Below are 24,260 nucleotides of genomic sequence, written 5' to 3' on the forward strand. Positions count from 1 at the left end.
GCATTTGTTCCACAAGCAATCTCATGCGATGCAATTCTTCTCGTTGTTGTTGGTTCGCACTGTGATCCATCGTATGCAAATCATTGTAAATATTTTCTAACTGCATTTGTGCATCTGTATATTCGTTTGCATTGTAATGTTCTTGACGACTTGCCGTTTCATATTGTTGTTCTGCGTAATTGATTACTTCATTACATCTTTCTAACAATTCATTCATGGATTGACGAGTAGCCAAAGATAACCCTCCCAACAATCTGTGCAATTAGAAGCAGCTTTGCTTCCTTCCATAGTATCTGTTTATTACCCACATCCTATTACTTCCTTTTCTTAACTGATGATGAAATTCTATTGGATAAAGACATAAGACATGTTAAAATTCATAGGTGGAAAACAATGAAAACAGACTAAAATAAAGAATCTAAATTGCTTAGGAGGTTACTGATATGAATCAGAATAACCCATTCCCATATGCTTCGGATAATAAACGGTATCATACTTGGAATTATCATCTTCGTGATGAATTCGGACACAAAGTTTTCAAAATTGCATTAGATGGTGGATTTGATTGTCCAAATAGAGATGGCACGGTAGCACATGGTGGATGCACCTTTTGTAGTGCTGCTGGTTCTGGCGATTTTGCCGGCAATCGTGCAGACAGCCTAGAAAAACAATTTCATGATATAAAAAACAAAATGCATACGAAATGGAAAGACGGAAAGTACATGGCCTATTTCCAAGCCTATACAAATACACACGCACCAGTTGATGTACTGCGTGAAAAATACGAAGTCGTTCTTAAACAGGAAAACGTTGTTGGACTTTCCATCGCAACTCGACCAGATTGCTTACCAGATAACGTCGTCGAGTATCTAGCAGAGTTAAACGAACGCACGTATTTGTGGGTAGAATTAGGATTGCAAACCGTCCACGAAAAAACGGCAACACTTATTAATCGCGCCCATGATTTTAAAAACTATGTGGAAGGGGTTAATAAGCTAAGAAAGCATAATATTCGCATTTGCTCCCATATCATCAATGGATTGCCAATGGAAACAAATGAAATGATGATGGAAACGGCAAAAAGTGTTAGTGAGCTAGATGTACAAGGTATAAAAATCCACTTGCTACATTTACTAAAAGGGACCCCGATGGTGAAACAATACGAAAAAGGAATGCTTGAATTTCTAACATTAGATCAATATGTATCATTAGTTTGTGATCAATTAGAAATACTACCACCAGAAATGATTATTCACCGAATTACTGGTGATGGACCAATTGAATTGATGGTTGGACCGATGTGGAGTGTTAATAAATGGGAAGTATTAAACAAAATCGATGCAGAATTGAAAAGTCGAAATAGTTGGCAAGGGAAATTTTATCAGGCAAGTAAGAAGGTGACACAATGAAGCTTGACAGAGTCATTCCTTTCGCACATCAATTATTGGCGAAAGCTGTTACCAAAGGGGACATCGCCATCGATGCTACGATGGGAAATGGACATGATACAGTCTTTCTAGCCAACCTTGTAGGCGAGCATGGGAAAGTATATAGCTTTGATATTCAACAAGATGCTTTGCACGCAACAAGAGAAAAGCTTTCTAATCAAGAATGGCAAGAAGCTGTTTCTCTTCATTTGTGCGGACATGAGCATGTGAAAGAAATCGTCCCTACTACTTACCATGGAAAAGTATCGGGAGCTATCTTTAATTTAGGCTATTTGCCTGGTGGAGATAAGTCCATTGTAACGAAGGCTGAAACAACCATTTCTGCAATTGAACAGCTATTGCAAATTATGTCTAAAGAAGGCATTCTTGTATTAGTTATTTATCACGGCCATCCTGAAGGGGCTATCGAGCGAGATAAGCTTATGGCCTATGTTGAAAATATTAATCAACAGGAAGCCCATGTGTTACGCTATCAATTTGTAAATGGAATAAATAATCCGCCTTTTATTATTGCTATTGAAAAAAGATAATAGGTGATTTTATTTAAATGCTAATCAGGGCAAGGAAACATGCCCTGATTTTGCTTTGGACCATATATTTCGATTTTGGATCATATCCTTGTTGCTTTGGATCATATTTTTCGATTTTGGATCATATCCTTGTTGCTTTGGATCATATATCAATTTTGTGTCCTTGTTGGTGCAAAAAAATAGACAAACTCCCTTTTTAAATGAGTTTGTCTATTTATCTAACCTACATTTATTTACTCATTGCTTTCAACGCAAATGCTGGAACTACTTTTTGGAACTTTCTATAGGCCCTGCCGTTCAAATAGAAAAAATAGCCAATTGGTCCAGAGGTTCTTATCATATTTTTTGCAAGCTTCCGTATATTCCGCTGCTTATATACCTTCTCATCAGATAAATAAACACCTAATAGTCCTCTGTTAATTAATTTATGAAATTTTTGATGCGGTAATTTATTGGTATGTCTATCTGCTTCTGTTACAAAGTGTTTTAAACGACTAAATAATTCTTCTTCATTCTTATAATAAAAGCAGAAGTTTAAGTCCCCCCCTATTTTATCTTCCTCTTGATCGATAAAATAGTCTAACAATATATGAAGCCCTTGGATATATGGAAAATATCCATCTCGAATTAAAGCAGCATATGAATTTTCATAATCATCACGAAACGCATAAGAAACTAGGCAAAATATCCCTAAAGTAGATCCAGAGCAAGCAGAAAATTCATACCATTCCATTTTAGGCACATGATTTTTATTTTTCTCAAACCAAAATTTCAATCTAGGAATGCGCTCTTCCATAATCACATGTTTATGTATTTGTAAATCACAGTAATATCGGCATAATTCAAGCAGCTGCTCCTTAATACTTCCGTAATGTTGCAGCTTTGACAGTGTATCTCTGCATGTTTTGGCAAGATCATATAAATAACCGCCATCATCCTGATCCTCTCGATAACGATAGTAGTTACTCGGTTCAGCACCTACCGTTAACGCATGCTCCATCGATTCATGCAATGCAGAAAAATCATTCGGATCAAGAGAAGTACTCCGGTCACAAAGATTATCTAAATAATCACTTATTGTTTGGTAGGCAACGATAAATTTAATGACTTCCTTGTATTTGCTCATGGCTATAAGTGCCATGATGGAGCCACCTTCACAATGAAATGTTTTATGCTCAATACTAGCCAATGCTTGCTTTCTTAATTCTAGATTGGGAATATTCCTTGCTCTTTCTGTCCAATAATTTAATTCCTGATGGACAACTGGAAAAACCTTTAAGTAAACTTTCGACATTAATGTTAATGGCATCTTTGGAACTGACATATATAAAACCTCGCTTATACGATATAACCAATTGCTTTCAATTGACTATTGATAAAATCCTTCGTGTATTCAAACACTTCGTCTCTCTCTGGCTCATTAAATATTTCATGATAGTACTCTGGCCATTCCTTATATCGCTTTTCAGATAATGGTACCATATTGAACCAGGTTTTTACCATTTTTTTATCTACGACCAAATCGCCGCCTCCTTGCATTACCAGTAGAGGCAAATCCTGTGTTTTTGCTATATCTTCAAAAGCATGCTTTGTTGCAACAATCAATTCTCGATACCATCTGACTGATACTTTTGTAATGTATAAAGTATCATTTGAATCAATTTCTCTAACATCTGCATTGCGAGTTGCCATATCAATCGTTAGTCCAGAATTAATTCTAAGCTTTGGAACCACTTTATTTAAAACAAGTGATGCCAGACTCATAAATTTATTCGGATATTTTATTAATCCTAAACAAGGAGAAGATAAAATTAACCCCGCTATTTTTAATTTTTCCTGTTGGAGTAATCTGATTGAGGCAAGACCTCCCATACTATGTCCCAATAAAAAAATAGGCAGATCAAATTGATATGCTGCTTGTATCCAATCTTTAATTTCTATTGTATATTCATCAAAAGAATCAATATGCCCTCTATCCGATCTTGTTGTCATTCCCTGTCCAGGAAGATCTCCCATAACAACATGAAAACCAGCTAATCGAAACATTTCGATAAGCCATCCATATCTTCCATGGTGCTCCATCGCTCCATGAACAATAACAATGACAGCCTTCGCGTTTCCCTCAGCTTCCCATTTCCACATAAAAGCTCCTCCATCCCATTTTAAAATCTATATTGCTTACATCGTTTTTAAGCAAAACACAAAATTATTAAGGAAAAATAAAGATTGGTTTTGTAAACTATTCTTTAAAGAATGAATGCGTATAGACGAAGTCCAGCTTTTTTATTATTTTCCAAAGTTACTTCAATTATAGCAAATTTCTTGGAAATGTAACCATATTAGGGAAACGTTCGCCAATGCTTAAAAAATCATGGTATACTGTGAGGAGGTTTCGTTTGTCGAATATTAGGGAAAGGGAATCATGGATAATTGACATTTAAAGAAAAAATCTTCAAATGAATAAAAGAACTTTTGACTTCTTTCAACGATGCTAAGGCCGTATTTCTCTTTAAACGATATAATTAAATAAAGATAGTAATTAGGTGAGATTAAAATGGATACAAATACAGTAATAGTCATATCATTGATTACAATATTTTTCTTATTATATTTATTGGTAAGAAAAAAATTAAGCACATTAGTTAAAACCCTCTATTTATTTACCATATTTGCCTTGGCTGCAATTAGTTTTTTACTTGTAAATAGAAACGACTTTCAAGAAATAGTCTATGCAAAAGAAGTTGCCACGCAGAATACGCGTAAAGCCCTCTTGTCACTAAAAGAGGAAACAGATTTATTAAAAGAATCCGTTTTGTTGGATGCTCCAATTGTCAACCAATTACCAGAGCTTCCAAGAGGCTGTGAAGTAACTAGTCTTGCGATGCTTCTCCAATATGCAGATGTTGATGTAGATAAAATGACTTTGGCAAAGCAAATTAAAAAAGACACTACGCCATATGTAAGAGAAAATGGAAAAATCTATTATGGAAATCCCAATGATGGCTTTATTGGTGATATGTACACTTTAAACGGTCCTGGCTTAGGCGTGTACCATAAACCAATTGCTGCATTAGCTGAAAAATATTTACCCGGTTCTATCGTTGATTTTACTGGGTCTAATTTTGAAGAAATAAAGAAACACCTTTCGAACGATCGGCCAGTTTGGGTAATTACTAATTCGACATTCAAGAAATTAGCAGATAGTGAATTCCGCACATGGTATACTCCTAGCGGAACAGTACAGATTACTTATTCGGAGCATTCCGTACTTCTTACAGGCTATGATGAAACATATATTTACTTTAACGACCCACTTACAGGCGCAAAAAATAAAAAAGCACCCATAAAGGACTTTGAAGAGTCCTGGGTGCAAATGGGAAGTCAGGCAATCACGATTAATTCTTAATTGCTATCTTTCCCTCTTTTAAATATTCCTTTTCGAAGGAATATTTTTTTTCGATATAAACGCTATACCACACCATGAACATTAACACAGTCCATATTTTGCGGCTATTATCTGCTTTACCTTGACAATGGTCCTCTAACAATTGGAGAACAACCGTTTTATTTAAGAGATGATCTGTATCGCTCTCTTTAATAATATTTTTCGCCCATTCATTCATTTCATCCTTTAACCAATGACGAATCGGAACAGGGAAGCCTAGCTTTTTACGGTTTAATACATGCTCCGGCACAAATGATTCTGCTGCTTTTCTTAAGATATATTTTGTTGTACCATTTGCTGTTTTTAGTGAGGTTGGAATTTTAGAAGCAATTTTAAAGACCTCTTTATCTAAGAATGGCACACGTAATTCTAAGGAATGAGCCATCGTCATTTTGTCTGCTTTCAGTAAAATGTCTCCTCGCATCCAAGTGTGGATGTCAATAAATTGCATACGATCCACAGGATCGTAGCCAAAACTTTCTTCATATAAAGGATTAGTAATATCTCTATAGTGTAAGTCTTTATTATAGACAGAAAGTAACTTTTCTTTTTCTAACTCAGAAAACATTTTCGCGTTCCCAATATATCTTTCTTCCATTGGAGTAACTCCGCGTTCAATAAAGCTTTTTCCTTTTACACCTTCTGGGAGAATATTAGCTACAGCACGTAGTAATTTTTTTCCGATATTCGGAATTTTATTGAACACTTCTAAAGATTGCGGCTCGCGATAAATATTATATCCACCAAACAATTCATCTGCCCCTTCTCCAGAAAGAACAACTGTTACATGCTTTCTCGCTTCACGTGCAACAAAATATAGTGGTACACAAGCTGGATCTGCCAGAGGATCGTCCATATGCCACATAATTCTCGGAATTTCGTTCATATATTCCTGTGGAGAAATCACGTAGCTTATATTTTCTAGTCCTAATTTATCGGCTGTCTCTTTTGCTACATCAATTTCGCTAAATCCATTATGCTCAAAGCCAACAGAAAAAGTTTTAATATTCGGATGGAATTCCTTTGCAATACTTGCAATAATTGATGAATCGATTCCACCTGACAAGAAAGAGCCAACAGGAACGTCACTTCTCATATGCATCTTTACACTATCGAACAGGACATCTTTAATTTCTTTTGCAAACTCATCCTCTTGTTTTACAACAGGCTTAAAGGATGCTCTCCAATAACGTTTGATCTCCATCGGCTTTCCAATTTTTTTTGTGAAATAATGACCTGGCTCTAGCTTTTTAATTCCCTCAGACATCGTAAATGGCTCAGGAACAAATTGATAGGTTAAATAATGCTGCAAGGAAGTATAATTGATAACATCACTTTCTAATGCCAATGAAATACTCTTTTTCTCTGAAGCAAAATATGTTTTTTCCCCATCTTCTAAATAGAAGAAAGGTTTAATTCCAAATGGGTCTCGAGCTCCATATAATGTCTCTTCCTGCTTATCCCAAATAATGAAAGAAAACATACCACGCAGCTTTTCTACCGCTTTTTCCTTTTCATGACTATATAAAGCAATAATTACTTCTGTATCTGAATTTGTTTGGAAGGTTAATCCTGCATTGACTAGCTCTTCTCTAATTTCTAAATAGTTATATACTTCCCCATTAAAGATTATCCAATAACGTTCATTTTCATATGTTAAAGGCTGATGCCCACTTTCAATGTCTATGATACTTAAACGACGAAAACCAAACTGAATATGGCTATCATAATAATATCCTTCATCATCAGGACCTCTATGTGTTATAACACGATTCATTCCTGCAAATAGTTCTTTTTGTTCTTCTTGAAAGTTTTGTGCTTTTTCATGTACACAGCCAACAAAACCACACATATTGCGCTCACCTTCTCCATTTCTTTTCCTATATATACTAGGACAATCATAACTAACCTTTTTATATCGTTCTAATAGTAGAACCGCAATTAAAAATTTACTATACCTCTAAAAAGAAAATATGTTAATAGGTAATAAGGTTTATAAAATCCTCACTTAGTTTTCTATTGTAGCATAAATAGTATAAAATTTATAATTTGCTTTTATCATTTCACCTCTATATTTTTCATAGCACCGTGAAAAACAAGATCATTAGTTGTAAGAGGAATAGAAACAACTTAGTTCTTACTAGCAAACGAATCAACGGACTTTTTTAGTTCTATGTTACCAGTAGCCATACCAAATATTAGACGAAAAAAAAGAAAAGAAGTTACACTTTCATGCAAGTTCTTTTCTTTTTGATTTCATTTATTACAAGTCTATCAATAAAAGAATTTTTATGCTTTTACTGTATTTTTTATTAACTCTGCTCTATCGGTACGTTCCCACGGTAAATCAATATCTGTACGTCCAAAATGCCCATAAGCAGCTGTTTGTCTGTAAATTGGTCTACGTAAATCAAGCATATTAATAATTCCAGCTGGACGTAGATCGAAGTTTTCACGCACTGCTTCTACTAGTTTATCTTCTGAAACAATTCCTGTTCCAAATGTATCAATAGAAATAGATACTGGCTGCGCTACGCCAATTGCATAAGCTAATTGTACTTCTACTTTATCTGCTAAACCTGCTGCTACAATATTCTTTGCCACATAACGTGCCGCATAAGCTGCTGAACGATCCACTTTTGTTGGATCCTTACCAGAAAATGCTCCACCACCATGTCGCGCATATCCACCGTATGTATCAACAATGATTTTACGACCTGTTAATCCAGCATCTCCTTGTGGTCCACCAATAACAAAGCGACCTGTTGGATTGATGAAATACTTTGTATTTTCATCTATTAATCCAGCTGGCACTACAGGATTGATTACATATTCTTTAATATTGCGTTGAATTTGTTCTAATGTCACCTCTGGGTGATGCTGAGTGCTTATTACAATCGTATCCACTCGAACTGGTTTATTATTTTCATCATATTCGACTGTTACTTGTGTCTTTCCGTCTGGGCGTAGATAAGGTAAGATTTCTTCTTTTCTAACCTCTGCTAGCCTTCTGGATAATTTATGTGCTAATGAAATAGGTAATGGCATTAATTCTTTTGTTTCATTACACGCAAACCCGAACATTAACCCCTGGTCTCCAGCACCAATTGCTTCTATTTCCTCATCCGTCATCTTACCTTCACGAGCTTCTAGTGCTTGGTCTACCCCTAATGCGATATCAGCGGATTGCTCATCAATAGAAGTTAATACTGCACTTGTTTCTGCATCAAATCCATATTTCGCACGTGTATATCCTATTTCTTTAATCGTTTCACGAACAATTTTCGGAATATCTACATACGTAGAAGTAGTGATTTCACCTGCAACGAGAACTAAACCAGTTGTTACAGAAGTTTCAGCAGCAACTCTTGCATTAGCATCTTTTGCCAATATAGCGTCCAAAATAGCATCTGAAATTTGATCACAAATTTTATCTGGATGACCTTCAGTTACCGATTCAGAAGTAAACAAGCGACGTTTTGTTGACATCTGATTTCCTCCTTATTTTAGAAAAAAGTAGAGCGAGGCCAATTCCTACACTCCTTAACCTTATCTTGATACGGTACTCATTCCCTAGATAGTATGAAGTAAAAATGGCGTTTTTATCCGAAGTCAATTCGTGCTCTATTATATGTAACACTCAATAAAATGTATTAAAAATATAATATATGTAACGAAGATTTTATTTCTAATAAAAACACACATCTAAAAATATACATTTTTATAAAAGATAATTAATTCATTTTACACAAAAAACCTTTTCAATAGTGAAAAGGCTCCTAGTAAAATCAATTCGCACCTTTCACTCTTATCGTTCAAGGAATATTTCCTTGCTTCAGGTTAGCACCTTTCCTAAGAGAATGTCTGTCTCATTTCATATATCCATGAAATAATCCAGTAATTTTCTTCACATAGTAGGTTGCTGGGTTTCATCGGGCCAGTCCCTCCACCAGCTCAGGATAAGAGAGTATCCGTTCAAGGTAAAATGATAGCTCAATCTATCAATGCATGTCAATCATTTTTCACTTTATTGGATTAATTTGTTGAATTTAACGCAATAAGCTTATACGTAATGGATGTCTTGCTATTTTCCCATTCTAATTTTTCTATTGTCGCTATCCCAGATGTCTCAGCTTCTTTTGTTCTTCTTACTTCTAACGGGATATTCATCGGATATAAACGATAGTCTTCTTTTTCTAAAAGAAATAAATTCTCTTCTAATCTTATTTCTTTTCCTTTTGTTACAATCATTGTATTTAATTCTAACGGCATGCCCATATTACTTCCCCCTTCTCTTTTTCTCTTGCTCTTTTCTTTTATTTTACCATCTTTTCCGTTTGTTTTTTCATCCAGCTGGATAAAGAGCTGACAACTTGACGATTTGTCGCTGGAGGAAAATAATGAGTAAACTCTGGAAAATACCATGCTTCTACTTCTTTTCCAAGCTTTTTTAATTTTTCCTCTAATCGTAAACTATGATCAACTGAAACATTTTTATCTAACTTGCCATGAATAATAAGAGTAGGAGCATTTATTTTCTCTAATTGATAGAGTGGTGTTCGTGCTTCAAATCTTTCTGGATACTTAGAAGGAGCTCCCCCAATCACTCTTTTCATCATTCTGCGTAAATCCTTCCGTTCTTCATAGGTTAGGAACATATCGCTGACTCCGCCCCATGTAACAATCGATTGAATAGGACAGTAAATCCCCACAAATAGAGCCATGACTCCGCCTCTTGAAAAACCAAACACATGGACTTCGTTCACATTAGGTAAATTCTTTAATAATGTAAATGCTGCTATACCATCATTTTTATCCTCTCCTGCAAAGTCTTCATTTCCTTCACCGCCTTGATTACCACGATAAAACGGTGCAAAAACGACAAAGCCTTCGGATGCAAATTGAATGATCCTCCCTGGACGAACCTTCCCTACATTTTTAATGCCCCCCCTTAAATAAAGAAAGCCATCATAGACTTGCCCATCATTGGGAGAAGCAAGCAGTCCTTTTACTCTCAATCCATCTACATAATAAGTAACTAGAAATAAATCAATGGAAGGATTAGGAGACGGAAATCGAATTTTCTCCATCACATCACCGTTTTGCATACTATTTTCTCCTTTGCGTTTTTTCTCTACATTACCCTTTCTTTTGATTTAATAATTCGTTTTCAATATACGAAAGACAAAATTTGATGACATTGTCTTTCATGATAAAGCTATAGGAAGGATGCCAACGCATTTTCATAATATCTCCATTAACTAAAACAGGACCCATTGTCTCTTGATAGTCATCTTTTAGATTCAATTGGCCAATTTTTGCAAAAAACACATCCTTCACAAAGGTTTTTTCTCCAGAAACCTGATAGGCTGCAATCCATTGCAGACTTTCAATAACCCCGCCTGTTTCCTCCATAACTTCTCTATGGGCTGTTTGAATTATCGTTTCATTTTTTTCACTTTTGCCACCTGGAAACTCTAACCCCCTCTGTTTATGAGCTGTTAATAACCACTGATTTTTATACTGGCAGATAACCAATACATGCTTTGCTTCTTGTTTCCAATCATTTTTTATAAAAGAAAGTTTCACTAAATTCTTGTTTTGATCATAAAATATTTCCATACCTTCTCCATTATTATGTATTATTAATATAAGTAGCTTGCATACTAAAGCAAAAAGCATCCCTTTTTTAACCTGAATTTTTGATGTCTATTATTATCATAGCAAATACTATCTATAAAACTGGAGTTTTTTATCTAAAAAAGGGTATTATTTTTTATAGCTGTAAAATTTACAAATCTAATATTCTAACGTTATGAGGATAAAACAAGTACTCCCAAGACACATTCGCCTTTCTTAACATAATGTTCACATTATAGCTAGCAATAATATCATGTTATCATATATAATACGGTTAAATAAAACGGTTACATTTTGTACCAGACTGAAGTAGGAGGAAAAGATAATGAAAATTGTTGATGAACTTTATAACTTATATAAAAATAAACTTACCGGTGATGAAGAAGATATCGACATGCTTGCATTTGCTTTTTTAGAAGAAATGAGCAGAGAAGATTTATTACATATTATCCAAGAATTAAATGAACAAGAATTGTATGATTTAATGGGTCTTTATTTAATTGAAAGCTTAAAAGGAAAATTTGCAAGTGAGGATTATCGAAAGCCCAATAACCCTATCTTTACACATCGAAATTTACACTGACATATCCTTTTCTATTAATAGAAGGCTGTCGATAAACGTAGGACACACAAGAAAAACAAACGTATTTATCAATCAGCCTTTTTATTATTGCTTTGTAATATAATCAAAAATATTTTTACCGATCAATGTCGCTGAAACAAGTACAAATAGTATTTTTACATAATTAGAGCCTTTGGCAATGGCAACTCGAGAGCCAATGTACGCCCCCGCTATCATGGCAATTCCCATAACGATACCATATAAATAGTAGACCGAATCATAACATAAAAAAACGATAAGTGCTGTAAGATTACTTCCGAAATTGAGGACTTTCGCATTGCCTGCAGATTCCACAAAATCAAACCCCATTAGGAGAAAAGAAAATAAAAAGAAAGAACCAGTCCCGCCACCTAAAAAACCATCATAGAACCCTATTAATGGTACAATAAATAATGCAAATAAAAGCTTCTTTTTTGTCATTCCATTATAGGTAGAGTTTATACCCCATTCTTTTTTTGTAAGCGTATAAATGGTCACCACGATTAAAACAACAAGAATTAATGGCTTTAGAGATTCCGATGGTATTTTTTGTACTACATAAACACCGATTGCGGAACCAATAATGGAAAGAGGCAAGAGTTTAGATAGTAGCTTCTTATCTGTTTTTCCATGCCTTATAAAGGAAATAGAGCTTGTTAATGAGCCCATTGTCGATGCAAGCTTATTTGTACCTAAAGCAATTTGAGGCGGCAATCCGGTAAATAAAAGAGCAGGTAATGATATGAGCCCGCCTCCACCAACAACCGAATCAATAAATGCAGCAATAAAACCGGCGCCAATTAGAAAAAATAGCATTCCAAGATGTAATTCTTCCATAAAAATACTCCTTACCTTAACGGCTATTTTCATTTAGGTAGACATAAACTAAAGACTAATACTTCCACGAGGATTTGCCCGTCTAAAGGTAAAGGACTATCCGATAAGAAAACAGCTTTGTTAAACAACCTATTTAAAAAAATCAATTTTCCTGTCTATACTTTATCACAAGAAAGAAAAAAGGAAAATTCTTCTTTTAAAAGAAATCAAAATAGTACCAAGTTTTATCCTTTTACCCTATAATTATACAGGATATTTCTTCCGGAGCATTTCTAGTAAAAAATGTCTTAGCCTACAAAACGAAGATCTTTTATATATCGCATATCCCTGCTGTTTTTTAGCGAGAAAGGAAAAGAATTCGATGCACATCTATACAATTGTCTTGAGTATAATTATTATACTTAATATCATTTTGGCTTTTCTTGTTATCTTCTTTGAAAGAAAAGACCCTATTGCTACTTGGGCGTGGTTGATGGTACTTACCTTTATTCCCATCCTTGGATTTATTTTATATTTACTTTTTGGTCAAAATCTACGAAACAGAAAGTTATTTCAGTGGGATGAACGGAAAAAGCTTGGTATAGAGCCCATTTTAGCTTCCCAACTATTGCAAATAAGTTCCAATCAATTGCGAACAACGAATGAGGTCATTCGAAAAAATCAAGATTTAATTTACATGAATTTATTTAACAATGATGCAGTTCTGACAGAGAATAATGCTGTGGATATATTTACAGATGGCAATCAGAAATTCAATCAGTTATTTACAGATATTAAAAATGCTAAAAAGTCGATTCATTTACAATATTATATTCTTAAAAATGATGGTATTGGCTCTGACCTTATTAGCTTACTTGTCGAAAAAGCCAAAGAAGGAATCGAAGTTCGTTTATTATATGATGAGCTCGGCTCTAGAACATTGCGTAAAAAGGTTTTTAAAGAACTACGGGCAGCAGGTGGCTTTGTCGAAGTATTTTTCCCAAGCAAATTTCATTTAATTAATTTACGTTTGAATTATCGGAATCACAGAAAGCTTGGGATAATTGACGGTAAGATTGGCTATATCGGTGGTTTTAATGTTGGTGATGAATATTTAGGACTGCATCCGAAATTTGGCTATTGGAGAGATACCCATTTACGTATTGTAGGCACAGCAGTATATGCTATTCAAACAAGGTTTATTCTTGATTGGAATCAAGCATCACATCAACATGAAATTAATTATTCTCCTGAATATTTTCCAGGGAAGATTGATGAAATTATCGGAAATATTGGCATGCAAATCGTTTCAAGCGGACCTGATTCAGAATGGGAGCAAATTAAGAATGGCTATATTAAAATGATTACTTCCGCTAAAGAAAGTGTCTATATCCAAACTCCCTATTTTATACCTGATGCAAGCTTACTTGATACGTTAAGAATTGCTGCACTTTCTGGGATCGATGTAAAAATTATGATTCCAAATAAACCAGATCATATGTTCGTTTATTGGGCTACGTATTCTTATATCGGTGAAATGCTAAAAGCAGGTGCGAAGATTTATATATACGAAAATGGATTTATTCATGCAAAAACGATTTTAGTCGACCGAAAAATTGCTTCCGTTGGAACAGCCAATATTGATATGAGAAGCTTTAGGCTAAATTTTGAAGTGAATGCATTTATTTATAGTGAACAAATTTCAAATGAACTAACAGATGACTTCCTAGGAGACATGGAGTTATCTACGCATTTAACAGCAGAGCAATATTCAAAAAGATCTTTATGGATTCGTTTCAAAGAATCTTTTTCTCGACTTCTTAGTCCTCTTCTATAAGACAACAATAAAGAGAGGCAGCGTGCCTCTCTTTATTGTATTTATTATCCAAATACTTTTTTTAATTCTTCTTTGTCTTTGCTTAACCAAAAATTCATTAGCCTTTTTGCGCCTTCTAAATCATGAAGTTTCGCTTGACCACATTGTGTTTCATTGGCTGCAGGAATTTCGGTAATTTCTAAAGCAGTTTTCATCGTTGCTTCTAATAAATCGATAATTTCGTCAACAGTTGGTTCTCCACTTACTACTAAATAATAACCAGTTTGGCAACCCATTGGAGAAATATCAATGATATCAAAATGTTTATATTTTTCTACATGCGCGCGTAAATTAAATGCTAATAAATGCTCTAAAGTATGAATAACATCTGGCTTCATTGCTTGCTTATTCGGCTGACAGAAGCGAATATCATATTTATTTACAACCCCGTCACTACCTACTTTGTGTACTCCACAGTGTCTCACATAGGGAGCTCTTACTGCTGTATGATCTAATTCAAAGCTTTCAACTGAAGGCATATAAACATCTCCTTTTTTTCATGTATCTCTATTATAACTAAAAACCCGAGTATTTTCATCAACTTAATATATATAATATTTTACCAAATGTAATTAGTGCTTTTTACCCTTAAATCAGATGAAACCCGTAGCTAAATGAGAATGCTTTATTCGTACTCTCTCCCATGTTATACTAACTTGCAAAGAAGGAGAGGGAAATACGAGAATGAAATATGTTTTTTTAGCTATTATCCGCTTTTATCGAAAAGTAATTTCTCCTTTAAAGCCGCCAACTTGCCGTTTTTACCCTACCTGTTCTACCTATGGCTTAGAAGCGATTCAAAAGTTTGGCGCAATTAAAGGAGGATACTTAACAATCAAACGAATTTTTAAATGCCACCCTTTTCATCCTGGTGGTTTAGATCCTGTACCAGATGAATGGAAATGCAAAAAGCATTCCCACCCTCCAAAAGAAAATAATTAATACCCTTCTACAACCAAGTCTAATTTTCCAGTCTTTGGATCAATTACTAATCCATGAACTGGAACGTCACTTGGCAATAATGGGTGTTTTTTGATCATATCCACACTATGGGCAACACTTTCTGATACGGAATCAAACCCTGTTAGCCATTTTTCTAAATTTATTCCTGAATGCTGCAATGTTGCAAACGTTTCATCAGAAATGCCTCGTTTTTTCATTTTCTCCATCATACTGCCCGAATGCAGTGCACTCATTCCACAATCATGATGCCCAATTACCAGTACTTCGTCTGCTTGCAGCTCATACACTGCAACCAAAATGCTACGCATGATACTACCAAATGGGTGGACTACAACTGCACCTGCATTTTTGATTATTTTTACATCCCCATTGGAAAGATTTAAAGCCTGTGGTAAAAGTTCTAATAGCCTTGTATCCATACAAGTTACAATAACCATCTTTTTATTAGGAAATTTGCCTGTAATAAATTTTTCATATTTGTGTTCCTTAACAAAATCATCATTATACACTAAAATATCTTGTAATAGACTCATTTTAAGCACTCCTTAAAAATTTCAATTCGTAATTGTAAACAAAAGATTGCTGTTTCCTTCAAATATTGAAAGATCTCTTTATTAATAGTAATGAAAATTTGCATAATACACAAATTTAGAAACTCGATATTTTCAAATACTGGCTTTTCTTATAATTTGTTCTACGTATGTATTTTCTCCATCCACCCAATACTAATAAACAATGAGACTTTGGCTATGGTCTCATTAAAGTATTCAGTAAAAAAAGGAGTGTTATTCCTATGGCAAAAGACGTCCTTTGTGAAGTAAGCAACTGTACTTATTGGGAAAAAGGAAATCATTGTGGAGCTGATCAAATTTATGTTGTAAGTAATGTTGGAAAGCACGCGGATACAAGTTACGAAACGGACTGTAAAACCTTTGAACCTGAAAGCTTGAGCTAATCATACTAGCACACAAAAAAGGAATCCCCAAACTTCATGGGATTCCTTTTTTATCTATCCAATCGAACCAAATCGGCATCAGGGTGCTCACCTCTTAATATTAGCTCCTTTAAGATGGTCGAGCCAAAAGCACTATAAACTGTTCCATTTCCACCGAATCCTAAACAATAATAAAGATTTTTACTAGTTGGATGCTCCCCAATAAAAGGCATTCCATCCTTTGATTCTCCAAATGTAGCCCCATAAGAATAGTCAGCCTTTAGTTGAAATTGTGGAAAATGCTCCTTAATGCGAGTCAATAATTTGTCGGCATATGCTTGTAATATCCTTGGATCTCTCGGGGCTTCCATCGTCTCTTCGTCTAAACCTCCAGCCACAATTCTTCCATCAAAGGTTGTCCTCATATAGAAATACGGACGTTTTGTCTCCCAAATAAGACATCTATCCTCCCATTTCTGAAACGAAGAAATCCGATTTGTAACCATCGCATAGGTTCTGTTTAGTTCCGTAGCCATTTCCATTGTAAAGTTATCCAACTCATATCCTGTTGCATAAACAACATGCTTTGCTCGAATAAGTGCTTCTTCACTCTTAAACAGCCAATAGCCATCCTGATAGTGGAGCTTTGTGACTTCTGTTTTTTCAAAAACATGAATATTGCTGCTTTGTGAAGCCTCTTTTACTAAGGAAATGACTAGCTTTTGAGGATTTACTTCTGCATCACCACCTGTGCGAATTGCAGCAGGCTTTTTAACTCCATAAGATTTATAAAGCATTTCCTCTTCTAAGAATTCTACGGGAAAATCGTGTTTTTTTAGCATTTCATATTCTTTTTTAATGGATAATACATCAGCTTCGTTACTTGCATAATATAAGCTTGGTCTATTTTTAAATTGAATATCTTCCGGGAGAGAAGCTGCTATCCTTTTCAGTTCTTCCATCCCATTAAAGCATAAACGGTAAAAACGGACTGCCTCCTTCTCTCCGATGCTTTCAGCAAAGGAATGTAGCATTTTATCATTAGAATACTGTAATAATCCTGTATTTGCAGCAGAACTCCCATTACCAACACGATCTTTATCCACTAGAATAACATCCAGTGGTTCTTTGGCTAGCTTATAGGATAACAAAGCACCAGACATACCTGCCCCAATGATAAGAACATCACATGCCAGGTCTTTATTCAGCTTAGGATAAACTGGTTTATCACTAATAGTTGTTGGCCAATATAATGATCCATGATATAAGCTCACAAACCTACACTTCTTTCCATCAATTTTTCAACTTAAAATTTCAAGCAGTCTATTGATTAATTAAAATCCTTTTGCTCTTCTACCCATTTTCTTAATTCTCTTCGTACAATCTTTCCTGACGCATTACGCGGAACCTCTGATAGGAATAATACTCTTTTTGGAATTTTATATTTAGCTAATGACTTTTCACAGTTCTCCATTATCCATTTCTCTGAACGCAGAATTTCATCTACTACAACAAAAGCAATAGGAACCTGTCCCCATTGATCATCGGGAATTCCAATCACCGCTGCCTCTCTTATTCCTTCCATTTCAGTCAATACAGCTTCCACTTCTGCAGGATAAACATTTTCCCCACCTGAGATAATTAAGTCAGATCTTCTATCTAAAACATAGAGAAATCCTTCAGAATCTATATACCCAATGTCACCTGTAAAGAACCATCCATCTATTAAATGATTCTCTTTATTTAAATAGCCTTTTGATACATTTGGTCCAAATACTGTAATTTCTCCGACCTCATTTGGGCCTAACACTTCTCCTGCTTGATTTACAATCCTTAATTGAGCGGGGAAAAGGGGTTTACCAGCAGAACCTATTTTTCTAATACTATCTTCAGGAGATAGAGTGACAATTTGCGAAGATGTTTCCGTCATTCCATAGGAATAATAAACTAGGATTCCTTTATTAATGCATCTTGTGAGAAGCTCAACTGTGGCAGGACCTCCACCTAAAAGCATGTAACGGAAATAAGCTGGAAACTTTTCGCTTGCAGCCTGCTCTATTCGCTGTAGCATGGTAGTGACAACAGACATAATCGTTACTTTTTCTTTCCACAAGTCTAAAAGCACCCTTTTTTCATCGAAGGAATCATGAAGAACGATTTTTATCCCATAAATGATACTTTTCATTAAAATAGAATAACCGCTAATGTGAAATAGAGGGACCGCACACAACCAGGTGTCCTTCTCGTATAAGCCTGCATTCAATGTATTTCCGACTGCGCTCCACCAATGATTACCATAGGATTGAATGACTCCTTTTGGAAGTCCAGTCGTACCAGACGTATACATGATTGTGCATGTTTCATCCAGTGTAATATGGTCTTTTTCTTGTGGATCTATGTAGGTGCTTTCTTTGATTCTCTCTTTATAAAAAACAGAAATTTCCAGCCCTTCTTCTAACTGAATTGCCCTCTCACGAAAACATTCTTCTGTTATTAAAAAAGTAACATTCGCATCTTTTAATTGATAAGCCATTTCTTTTGCCGTTAATCGATTGTTTAGGAGAACCGCTTTGGCCCCAATAATCTGCATTGCATTTAAGTGAAGTACTGTTTCTAAATCACTTTTAACCAGAAATCCCACATAATCTGTGTCTTTTACTCCAAAGGCTGTTAATATTCCAGCATGGTAATAGGCCTTTTCATATAGCTCTTTAAAAGTCAGTCGATCATCATTATAAACAATCGCCTCTCTATCTGGAGTTAAACTTGCTCTATTTTTGATAAAATTAGGAAGCATTTCGGTCATTACTCATTTATCCTCTTCTCTATATAAACAAAGGTGACACTATCATTAGCAATGTCGAAAATTACATTTGCTAAGAACGAGTGTCACCCTTTGTTATTTTTTTTTAAAAGCTTGTACATTAATAACTATTTTATCCATTTTGATAGCCTACTATTAATATACCTTTTCTATTTAAGGAAAACGTGGGAACTGGCCAAAATCTGGGTTACGTTTTTCCTTGAAGGAGTCACGTCCTTCCTTTGCTTCATCTGTTGTATAGTATAATAGCGTTGCATCTCCTGCAAATTGCTGAATACCAGCTAATCCATCTGTATCTGCATTAAACGCAGCTTTTAAGAAGCGAAGTGCAGTTGGACTCTTCTCTAAAATCTCTTCACACCATTGAATCGTTTCTTCTTCTACTTTTTCTAGTGGTACAACCGTATTAACCAATCCCATATCTAATGCTTCTTGTGCATTATATTGGCGGCATAAGAACCAAATTTCTCTTGCCTTTTTATGACCAACAATTCTTGCTAAATAGCCAGAACCATACCCAGCATCAAAGCTACCTACCTTTGGACCAGTTTGTCCAAAAACAGCATTATCTGCAGCAATCGTTAAATCACAGACGATATGTAGAACATGTCCTCCACCAATTGCATAGCCTTTTACCATTGCGATTACTGGCTTTGGAATAACTCTAATTAAACGCTGTAAATCAAGCACGTTTAAACGTGGAATTTGGTCTTCACCAACATATCCACCATGACCTCTTACTTTTTGGTCTCCACCAGAACAGAATGCTTTATCTCCTGCACCTGTTAAAATAATTACGCCCACATTGCTGTCATCTCTTGCCATTGCAAACGCATCGATTAGTTCACTAACTGTTCTCGGCGTAAATGCATTATGTACATGGGGTCTATTAATTGTAATTTTGGCAATTCCATTATATGTTTCATAAATGATTTCTTCATATTGTCTGCCAGCTACCCATTCCACTGTCATTATTTTTTCCTCCTTATCACGGTGCTGAACCTTTATGTCAGCTCCTTAAAAACTCCATTACTATTGTACCAAAAATTTCAGGTTTCTCCACATGAATTGCATGGCCAGCATCATTTACATTCAAATGCCGCATTTTTTTGTTAATCTCGACCATTTCTTCAGCAATTTGAAAAAACTTTCGATCTAGTTCTCCTGTGATTAAAAGCGTCTCTACCTGAAGCTTTGAGATTTGGGACCAATAAGAGCTTTGTGCCCCTGTTCCCATTCCTCTTAAGCTATTTGCTAATCCAATTGGATTATTTGCTAGCCGTTGATTTCTTATAGCCTGCTTATTTGCTAAATCTAACCGATCTTGACTTTTAAATAAAGGAATCTTCTCCCATTTGTTCACAAAATTTATTATACCGTGTTCAAGGATAGAATCTCCCAGATTGTCATCTTGTATTCGTCTTTGCCTTCTCTCCATTTCAGTCCGTAAGCCTGGAGAGGCACTTTCAAGAATAAGTTTTTTTACTGTTTCGGGATACTCCATACAATATGCCAAAGCCAACCGTCCACCCATCGAATAGCCTAATAAATGAACAGGAGCGATATGAAGGTAATCAATCACATCTTTTAAATGCTTCACACTTTCCTTCATTGTATACTTTTCTAATTCCTTCGGTGAATCTGTTTTTCCGTGCCCAATGATATCGACTGTTATTACTTTGTAGTCTTTCTTCCATAAAGGAATAAACGGATGCCATGTTCCACTATCGCCAGTAAATCCATGTAATAATAAAAGAGCTTCTCCTTCTCCATCAATCGTCACGTGATAATTTACATTCTCTATTTCGATAATCATAGTCTTCACCTTTAAAATTGCTGATTTAACACCTTTTGAATCTTTTCGGTCATTTGCCGATGTTCCAAAAGATTTTTTTCTCGATTTGTTCGTAATTCCCAAACCCTTAATCCTTCTGTAAAATCACTCTGTTGAAAGAGCATCTGTAAAGCATGCCAGTCTTCAACCAGCTCATATTGCCCCTTATACATTTCGACTGCATGGTTAAATTCGATATTTAACGGAGTCCCAAACAACAGCTCAAAGTGTCTTGGAAGTTCGACTTGTGGCAGAAAAGAAAAGATCCCTCCACCATTATTATTGATTAACAATATCGTTATCGGAAGATTATGAAGTTGGGAAAGGATTAAACCATTTAAATCATGGAAAAAGGTTAAATCGCCAACAATTAAAAATAATGGCTGTTTAATGACAGCAACCCCAAGAGCAGTAGAAATTGTCCCATCAATTCCATTCGCTCCTCTATTTGCGATAATCGTAACCTTTTTTGTTTGTTTATGAAAAAATGTATCTAAATCACGAATAGGCATACTATTCCCTACAAATAACACTGCATCATCAGGAATTAATTCTCCCAAGCTATGGAATAGCTTGGCTTCACTTATTTCTTGAATTTTCGCTGTTTGCTTTAATTCTTTTTTAGTAAGCTCATTCATATCCATCCACTTATGCAAATAGTGATTTATTGAGCAATATGAAATAATAGACGCAAGCTTTTTACAAAAATACCCTTCTTCACAATAAACCATATCCGTTGTCAGCTGATTGGGGTCCCGGTAGCCACTTCCGCCATCTACAACAATCTGCTGTGCTTCTACATTTTCGCGTAGGAAAATGGTCAGTGGCTTAGAGATAGGCATACTTCCAAAACGGATTATCAAGTCTGGTTTTAAAGCGATTTTCACCTTTTCATTTCTTAAAAAAGTATCGTATGTGTCGATAATAAGATCATTTTCTGCATTATTGCTTCGCAGTTGTGAGAGTGGATCAGCAATAATAGGAAAACCAGTCTTTTCAGCCAAATGAATAATTTTCTCTGAAAAATCTTCTTTATCTATCTCTCCACATATAATTATTCCTTTCCTATCCGCTTTTCCCTCAAGACTAGCTGCTAAGTCTTGAAAATAAGAATCACTAATTCTAAATTCTCCTGTTTCAATTCGTATTGACGGCTTTTCCTTTTCTTCTAAGCGATAGTGTTCGAGATTATCTAAATCAGGGATCAACGGCTCTCGTAATGGGATATTTATATGAACTGGACCACTTGGATGCTGCGTTGCCATCGCAACCGCTCTTGCTCCCACTGTTTTAGCATACCGAATCATTCCTGGACTATTATCAGGTGTGGACATTTCCATAAACCATTTCACATGTTTTCCATAGAGATCAAGCTGATCTATCGCCTGAGGTGCACCTACATCCCTTAGCTCATGTGGACGATCTGCTGTAAGTACAACTAACGGAATACGAGAAATCTTCGCCTCTACGATAGCAGGAAAATAGTTAGCGGCAGCTGTTCCCGATGTACATACTAATATGGTCGGTTTTTTGGACGCTTTTGCAATTCCTAAGGCAAAAAAAGCGGCAGAGCGTTCATCCACATGAACATGGACATTTATCGCTTCTTGTTCTGCCAGCAATAGACTGATTGGAGTGGATCTCGAGCCAGGACTAATGACAGCATGCTCTACTCCATTCTTTACTAACTCAGATATAAGAGCATGCAAATAGGCTGTTAGCTGTTGCTGATGATTCATTTTATTTTCCTCCTAACGCAGTTAGCATTGGCTTAAATTTAATAGCTGTTTCGATATACTCTAATTCAGGATCAGAGTCAGCAACAATACCACATCCAGCAAAGATTGTAGCAACGTTTCCATGTAATAGTCCTGAACGGATACTAACGGCAAATTCCCCATTGCCCTTATAATCAAGCCAACCAATTGGAGCACCGTACATCCCTCTATCCAATCCCTCCACCTCTCTAATAACCTCTAATGCTTCATCACGGGGATATCCACCGAGGGCTGGAGTTGGGTGCAATAATTGGATTAAGGAGATTAAGGATTCCGTTTCTTTCACCTTCCCACTAACAGGGGTATAAAGATGCTGAATATCTCGCATTTTCATTATTTGTGGTGCTGCTGGCATTTCTACAGTACTACATACTTTTTCCATGGCATTCTTTATCATTTTAACAACATAGTTATGTTCTTCTCTGTTTTTCGAATCAGAAAACAACTCTTCTGCTAACGCATTGTCTTCTTCCTTGTTATTTCCTCTAGAAATAGAACCTGCAAGACATGTAGAAAAAACGGTATCTCCTTCTTTTTTTACCAATCTTTCAGGAGAGGCGCCTGTAAAGCATTTATCATGAGCTTCCAAGGCAAAAATATAACCGTTGCTTTGTTGTTGTATTAAATTTTTCAGAACAAGTTCTGTCACTATTTCCCTTGTAAAATCCACTTTACTTGCTCGAGCTAGTACTACCTTTTTAAGATGACCGTCTAATTTTCTTATTACTTTGTCCACTGTCTCTTTCCATTTTTTACAATCAACCTCTGTTACCTTCTCAATCGCTGGAAAAGAATAAGTAGTAGATTCTTCTATCCCATTATGAAATGCAAAAGATTGTTTCTTCAGTTCCTCTTTCGCATATTCTTTTTTATCTGTTTGGGTCAAAATATTCGTAGTAATAAATTGACTTCCATCAATTTCACTTAACATAAATTGCGGCACATAAAAATGAGCTTCTGAGAAGCCATTCCAAGTTTGTGTTTTCTCTTTTTGCGGATCGAAGGAAAATCCTCCTAAAAGAACTGGACCGATTCCAATATGTTGGAACTCATTGTATACAATCGCACTTTCTAATATTCGCTTCCATTTCTTCTCCACATAAGAATAAGAGCTTTCCCCTGAAGAACATTCAATTCTTTCACAGATACCAATTCCTACAAACTTATTTTTTCCAGAAGGATCTTTCCAAAAAAAACGTTTTCCTTTATAGGCATGGAATTTAGAAAAAAATTCAAGAATATCCATCTTTTCTTCTAGCTTTTTAACTTCACTAACTAGTATTGTAGGAGAAACACTATCCCTTATTTTTGTTTGTACCATTGTTTCTCTGCTATCATTCATCCCTTTGTGAATCCCCCTAAAACAAATCAAGAATTTTCTACTTGATTATATTGGTTCAAAGATATACGCTCATTCATTATTTTAGCATATTTTACGATACACCTGTCCTTTATATTATGTCAATCATAGTGATTTCTTAGCTTCCAAATTTTGATTATTTTATAGAAACTACACGATTAATTGTGTTTAGGTTTGATATCAATAAAAAAGGGAAATTTAGAAACAACTT

24 protein-coding genes and 1 riboswitch are annotated in these 24,260 nt (G+C 35.4%); of the genes, 7 read left to right on the forward strand and 17 right to left on the reverse strand.

Going from position 1 to position 24,260, the window contains the following annotated elements:
* On the reverse strand, window positions 1-235 hold a 235-nt coding region (locus RTL21_RS09725; protein ID WP_312095680.1), incomplete at its 3' end, for a DUF2524 family protein.
* A gap of 208 nt (window positions 236-443) precedes the next feature.
* Between RTL21_RS09725 and mnmL the strand changes: the two genes are divergently transcribed.
* Together mnmL and mnmM are read left to right on the forward strand one after the other, a co-directional pair.
* Window positions 444-1,409 carry a tRNA modification radical SAM protein MnmL/YtqA gene (gene mnmL / locus RTL21_RS09730; protein ID WP_312095681.1) on the forward strand — a complete coding sequence of 322 codons (966 nt, stop codon included), beginning with the start codon at window positions 444-446 and terminating at the stop codon, window positions 1,407-1,409.
* A complete protein-coding gene (gene mnmM / locus RTL21_RS09735; protein WP_312095682.1) occupies window positions 1,406-1,978 on the forward strand; it encodes a tRNA 5-(aminomethyl)-2-thiouridylate-methyltransferase MnmM in 573 nt (190 codons plus the stop codon). Before mnmL ends, mnmM begins: the two co-directional genes overlap by 4 nt.
* Before the next feature lie 229 nt (window positions 1,979-2,207).
* Here the strand turns inward: mnmM and RTL21_RS09740 are convergent, their stop codons facing one another.
* Both RTL21_RS09740 and RTL21_RS09745 read right to left on the reverse strand, forming a co-directional pair.
* The gene (locus tag RTL21_RS09740; RefSeq protein ID WP_312095683.1) at window positions 2,208-3,302 is read right to left on the reverse strand and encodes a tetraprenyl-beta-curcumene synthase family protein; all 1,095 of its coding nucleotides are present in this window, start codon (window positions 3,300-3,302) and stop codon (window positions 2,208-2,210) included.
* A gap of 14 nt (window positions 3,303-3,316) precedes the next feature.
* Window positions 3,317-4,120 (reverse strand): alpha/beta hydrolase, encoded by an 804-nt coding sequence (locus RTL21_RS09745; RefSeq protein WP_312095684.1) that lies wholly within the window; start codon window positions 4,118-4,120, stop codon window positions 3,317-3,319.
* 412 nt (window positions 4,121-4,532) lie between these two features.
* Between RTL21_RS09745 and RTL21_RS09750 the strand changes: the two genes are divergently transcribed.
* On the forward strand, window positions 4,533-5,384 hold the full coding sequence (locus RTL21_RS09750) for a C39 family peptidase (protein WP_312095685.1): 852 nt from the start codon (window positions 4,533-4,535) through the stop codon (window positions 5,382-5,384).
* On the opposite strand, the gene asnB is transcribed toward RTL21_RS09750, so the two are convergent.
* The 5 genes from asnB to ytkD form a co-directional block, all read right to left on the reverse strand.
* Window positions 5,374-7,275, reverse strand: a complete 1,902-nt coding sequence (asnB, locus tag RTL21_RS09755; RefSeq protein ID WP_312095686.1) for an asparagine synthase (glutamine-hydrolyzing) — start codon at window positions 7,273-7,275, stop codon at window positions 5,374-5,376. The two genes, RTL21_RS09750 and asnB, sit on opposite strands and share 11 nt — an antisense overlap.
* A gap of 437 nt (window positions 7,276-7,712) precedes the next feature.
* Window positions 7,713-8,912 carry a methionine adenosyltransferase gene (gene metK, locus RTL21_RS09760; protein ID WP_312095687.1) on the reverse strand — a complete coding sequence of 400 codons (1,200 nt, stop codon included), beginning with the start codon at window positions 8,910-8,912 and terminating at the stop codon, window positions 7,713-7,715.
* 316 nt (window positions 8,913-9,228) lie between these two features.
* Window positions 9,229-9,389: riboswitch (SAM riboswitch) on the reverse strand.
* A 69-nt stretch (window positions 9,390-9,458) separates the two neighbouring features.
* Window positions 9,459-9,701 (reverse strand): DUF2584 domain-containing protein, encoded by a 243-nt coding sequence (locus RTL21_RS09765; protein ID WP_312095688.1) that lies wholly within the window; start codon window positions 9,699-9,701, stop codon window positions 9,459-9,461.
* 38 nt (window positions 9,702-9,739) lie between these two features.
* Window positions 9,740-10,531 (reverse strand): alpha/beta hydrolase family protein, encoded by a 792-nt coding sequence (locus RTL21_RS09770; protein WP_312095689.1) that lies wholly within the window; start codon window positions 10,529-10,531, stop codon window positions 9,740-9,742.
* A 31-nt stretch (window positions 10,532-10,562) separates the two neighbouring features.
* The gene (gene ytkD, locus RTL21_RS09775; protein ID WP_312095690.1) at window positions 10,563-11,105 is read right to left on the reverse strand and encodes an RNA deprotection pyrophosphohydrolase; all 543 of its coding nucleotides are present in this window, start codon (window positions 11,103-11,105) and stop codon (window positions 10,563-10,565) included.
* A 283-nt stretch (window positions 11,106-11,388) separates the two neighbouring features.
* Between ytkD and RTL21_RS09780 the strand changes: the two genes are divergently transcribed.
* Window positions 11,389-11,646, forward strand: a complete 258-nt coding sequence (locus RTL21_RS09780) for a DUF6154 family protein (protein ID WP_047944536.1) — start codon at window positions 11,389-11,391, stop codon at window positions 11,644-11,646.
* Between the two features lie 84 nt (window positions 11,647-11,730).
* On the opposite strand, the gene RTL21_RS09785 is transcribed toward RTL21_RS09780, so the two are convergent.
* A complete protein-coding gene (locus RTL21_RS09785) occupies window positions 11,731-12,501 on the reverse strand; it encodes a sulfite exporter TauE/SafE family protein (protein ID WP_312095691.1) in 771 nt (256 codons plus the stop codon).
* 361 nt (window positions 12,502-12,862) lie between these two features.
* On the opposite strand from RTL21_RS09785, the gene cls reads away from it, so the two are divergent.
* Window positions 12,863-14,317, forward strand: coding sequence for a cardiolipin synthase (gene cls / locus RTL21_RS09790; RefSeq protein WP_312095692.1), 1,455 nt, complete (start codon window positions 12,863-12,865; stop codon window positions 14,315-14,317).
* Window positions 14,318-14,361: 44 nt separating this feature from the next.
* Here cls and RTL21_RS09795 read toward each other — a convergent pair whose 3' ends face one another.
* Entirely contained in the window at window positions 14,362-14,835 is a 474-nt protein-coding gene (locus RTL21_RS09795; RefSeq protein ID WP_312095693.1) for an S-ribosylhomocysteine lyase, read from the reverse strand.
* Between the two features lie 205 nt (window positions 14,836-15,040).
* Between RTL21_RS09795 and yidD the strand changes: the two genes are divergently transcribed.
* Window positions 15,041-15,298, forward strand: coding sequence for a membrane protein insertion efficiency factor YidD (yidD, locus tag RTL21_RS09800; RefSeq protein ID WP_312095694.1), 258 nt, complete (start codon window positions 15,041-15,043; stop codon window positions 15,296-15,298).
* Here yidD and RTL21_RS09805 read toward each other — a convergent pair.
* Window positions 15,295-15,852 (reverse strand): beta-class carbonic anhydrase, encoded by a 558-nt coding sequence (locus tag RTL21_RS09805; protein ID WP_312095695.1) that lies wholly within the window; start codon window positions 15,850-15,852, stop codon window positions 15,295-15,297. The two genes, yidD and RTL21_RS09805, sit on opposite strands and share 4 nt — an antisense overlap.
* 260 nt (window positions 15,853-16,112) lie before the next feature.
* Here RTL21_RS09805 and RTL21_RS09810 point away from each other — a divergent pair, with 260 nt between their 5' ends.
* Complete coding sequence (locus tag RTL21_RS09810; protein ID WP_312095696.1) at window positions 16,113-16,274, forward strand: DUF1540 domain-containing protein; 162 nt, start codon at window positions 16,113-16,115, stop codon at window positions 16,272-16,274.
* A 50-nt stretch (window positions 16,275-16,324) separates the two neighbouring features.
* On the opposite strand, the gene RTL21_RS09815 is transcribed toward RTL21_RS09810, so the two are convergent.
* From RTL21_RS09815 to RTL21_RS09840, 6 genes are all read right to left on the reverse strand, one after another.
* Window positions 16,325-17,527 carry an NAD(P)/FAD-dependent oxidoreductase gene (locus RTL21_RS09815; RefSeq protein WP_312095697.1) on the reverse strand — a complete coding sequence of 401 codons (1,203 nt, stop codon included), beginning with the start codon at window positions 17,525-17,527 and terminating at the stop codon, window positions 16,325-16,327.
* Window positions 17,528-17,583: 56 nt separating this feature from the next.
* Window positions 17,584-19,059 (reverse strand): o-succinylbenzoate--CoA ligase, encoded by a 1,476-nt coding sequence (locus RTL21_RS09820; RefSeq protein WP_312095698.1) that lies wholly within the window; start codon window positions 19,057-19,059, stop codon window positions 17,584-17,586.
* 171 nt (window positions 19,060-19,230) lie between these two features.
* Window positions 19,231-20,049 (reverse strand): 1,4-dihydroxy-2-naphthoyl-CoA synthase, encoded by an 819-nt coding sequence (gene menB, locus RTL21_RS09825; RefSeq protein ID WP_312095699.1) that lies wholly within the window; start codon window positions 20,047-20,049, stop codon window positions 19,231-19,233.
* 37 nt (window positions 20,050-20,086) lie between these two features.
* Window positions 20,087-20,995: a 2-succinyl-6-hydroxy-2,4-cyclohexadiene-1-carboxylate synthase gene (gene menH / locus RTL21_RS09830; RefSeq protein ID WP_312095700.1), complete on the reverse strand. Its 909-nt coding sequence runs from the start codon at window positions 20,993-20,995 to the stop codon at window positions 20,087-20,089.
* Window positions 20,905-22,650 carry a 2-succinyl-5-enolpyruvyl-6-hydroxy-3-cyclohexene-1-carboxylic-acid synthase gene (gene menD, locus RTL21_RS09835; protein ID WP_312095701.1) on the reverse strand — a complete coding sequence of 582 codons (1,746 nt, stop codon included), beginning with the start codon at window positions 22,648-22,650 and terminating at the stop codon, window positions 20,905-20,907. The genes menH and menD overlap by 91 nt, the downstream gene beginning before the upstream one ends.
* 1 nt (window position 22,651) lies before the next feature.
* Window positions 22,652-24,031, reverse strand: a complete 1,380-nt coding sequence (locus RTL21_RS09840; RefSeq protein WP_312095702.1) for an isochorismate synthase — start codon at window positions 24,029-24,031, stop codon at window positions 22,652-22,654.
* Window positions 24,032-24,260: the final 229 nt, after the last annotated feature.

The organism is Niallia sp. (assembly GCF_031978665.1).
Classification (GTDB): domain Bacteria; phylum Bacillota; class Bacilli; order Bacillales; family Cytobacillaceae; genus Niallia.

Bases quoted from the DNA above. Each gene is read 5' to 3' on its own strand.
- mnmL (WP_312095681.1), top strand. From the start codon at position 444: ATGAATCAGAATAACCCATTCCCATATGCTTCGGATAATAAACGGTAT.
- mnmM (WP_312095682.1), top strand. From the start codon at position 1,406: ATGAAGCTTGACAGAGTCATTCCTTTCGCACATCAATTATTGGCGAAA.
- RTL21_RS09740 (WP_312095683.1), bottom strand. From the start codon at position 3,302: ATGTCAGTTCCAAAGATGCCATTAACATTAATGTCGAAAGTTTACTTA.
- RTL21_RS09745 (WP_312095684.1), bottom strand. From the start codon at position 4,120: ATGTGGAAATGGGAAGCTGAGGGAAACGCGAAGGCTGTCATTGTTATT.
- RTL21_RS09750 (WP_312095685.1), top strand. From the start codon at position 4,533: ATGGATACAAATACAGTAATAGTCATATCATTGATTACAATATTTTTC.
- asnB (WP_312095686.1), bottom strand. From the start codon at position 7,275: ATGTGTGGTTTTGTTGGCTGTGTACATGAAAAAGCACAAAACTTTCAA.
- metK (WP_312095687.1), bottom strand. From the start codon at position 8,912: ATGTCAACAAAACGTCGCTTGTTTACTTCTGAATCGGTAACTGAAGGT.
- RTL21_RS09765 (WP_312095688.1), bottom strand. From the start codon at position 9,701: ATGGGCATGCCGTTAGAATTAAATACAATGATTGTAACAAAAGGAAAA.
- RTL21_RS09770 (WP_312095689.1), bottom strand. From the start codon at position 10,531: ATGCAAAACGGTGATGTGATGGAGAAAATTCGATTTCCGTCTCCTAAT.
- ytkD (WP_312095690.1), bottom strand. From the start codon at position 11,105: ATGCTTTTTGCTTTAGTATGCAAGCTACTTATATTAATAATACATAAT.
- RTL21_RS09780 (WP_047944536.1), top strand. From the start codon at position 11,389: ATGAAAATTGTTGATGAACTTTATAACTTATATAAAAATAAACTTACC.
- RTL21_RS09785 (WP_312095691.1), bottom strand. From the start codon at position 12,501: ATGGAAGAATTACATCTTGGAATGCTATTTTTTCTAATTGGCGCCGGT.
- cls (WP_312095692.1), top strand. From the start codon at position 12,863: ATGCACATCTATACAATTGTCTTGAGTATAATTATTATACTTAATATC.
- RTL21_RS09795 (WP_312095693.1), bottom strand. From the start codon at position 14,835: ATGCCTTCAGTTGAAAGCTTTGAATTAGATCATACAGCAGTAAGAGCT.
- yidD (WP_312095694.1), top strand. From the start codon at position 15,041: ATGAAATATGTTTTTTTAGCTATTATCCGCTTTTATCGAAAAGTAATT.
- RTL21_RS09805 (WP_312095695.1), bottom strand. From the start codon at position 15,852: ATGAGTCTATTACAAGATATTTTAGTGTATAATGATGATTTTGTTAAG.
- RTL21_RS09810 (WP_312095696.1), top strand. From the start codon at position 16,113: ATGGCAAAAGACGTCCTTTGTGAAGTAAGCAACTGTACTTATTGGGAA.
- RTL21_RS09820 (WP_312095698.1), bottom strand. From the start codon at position 19,059: ATGACCGAAATGCTTCCTAATTTTATCAAAAATAGAGCAAGTTTAACT.
- menB (WP_312095699.1), bottom strand. From the start codon at position 20,049: ATGACAGTGGAATGGGTAGCTGGCAGACAATATGAAGAAATCATTTAT.
- menD (WP_312095701.1), bottom strand. From the start codon at position 22,650: ATGAATCATCAGCAACAGCTAACAGCCTATTTGCATGCTCTTATATCT.
- RTL21_RS09840 (WP_312095702.1), bottom strand. From the start codon at position 24,031: ATGAATGATAGCAGAGAAACAATGGTACAAACAAAAATAAGGGATAGT.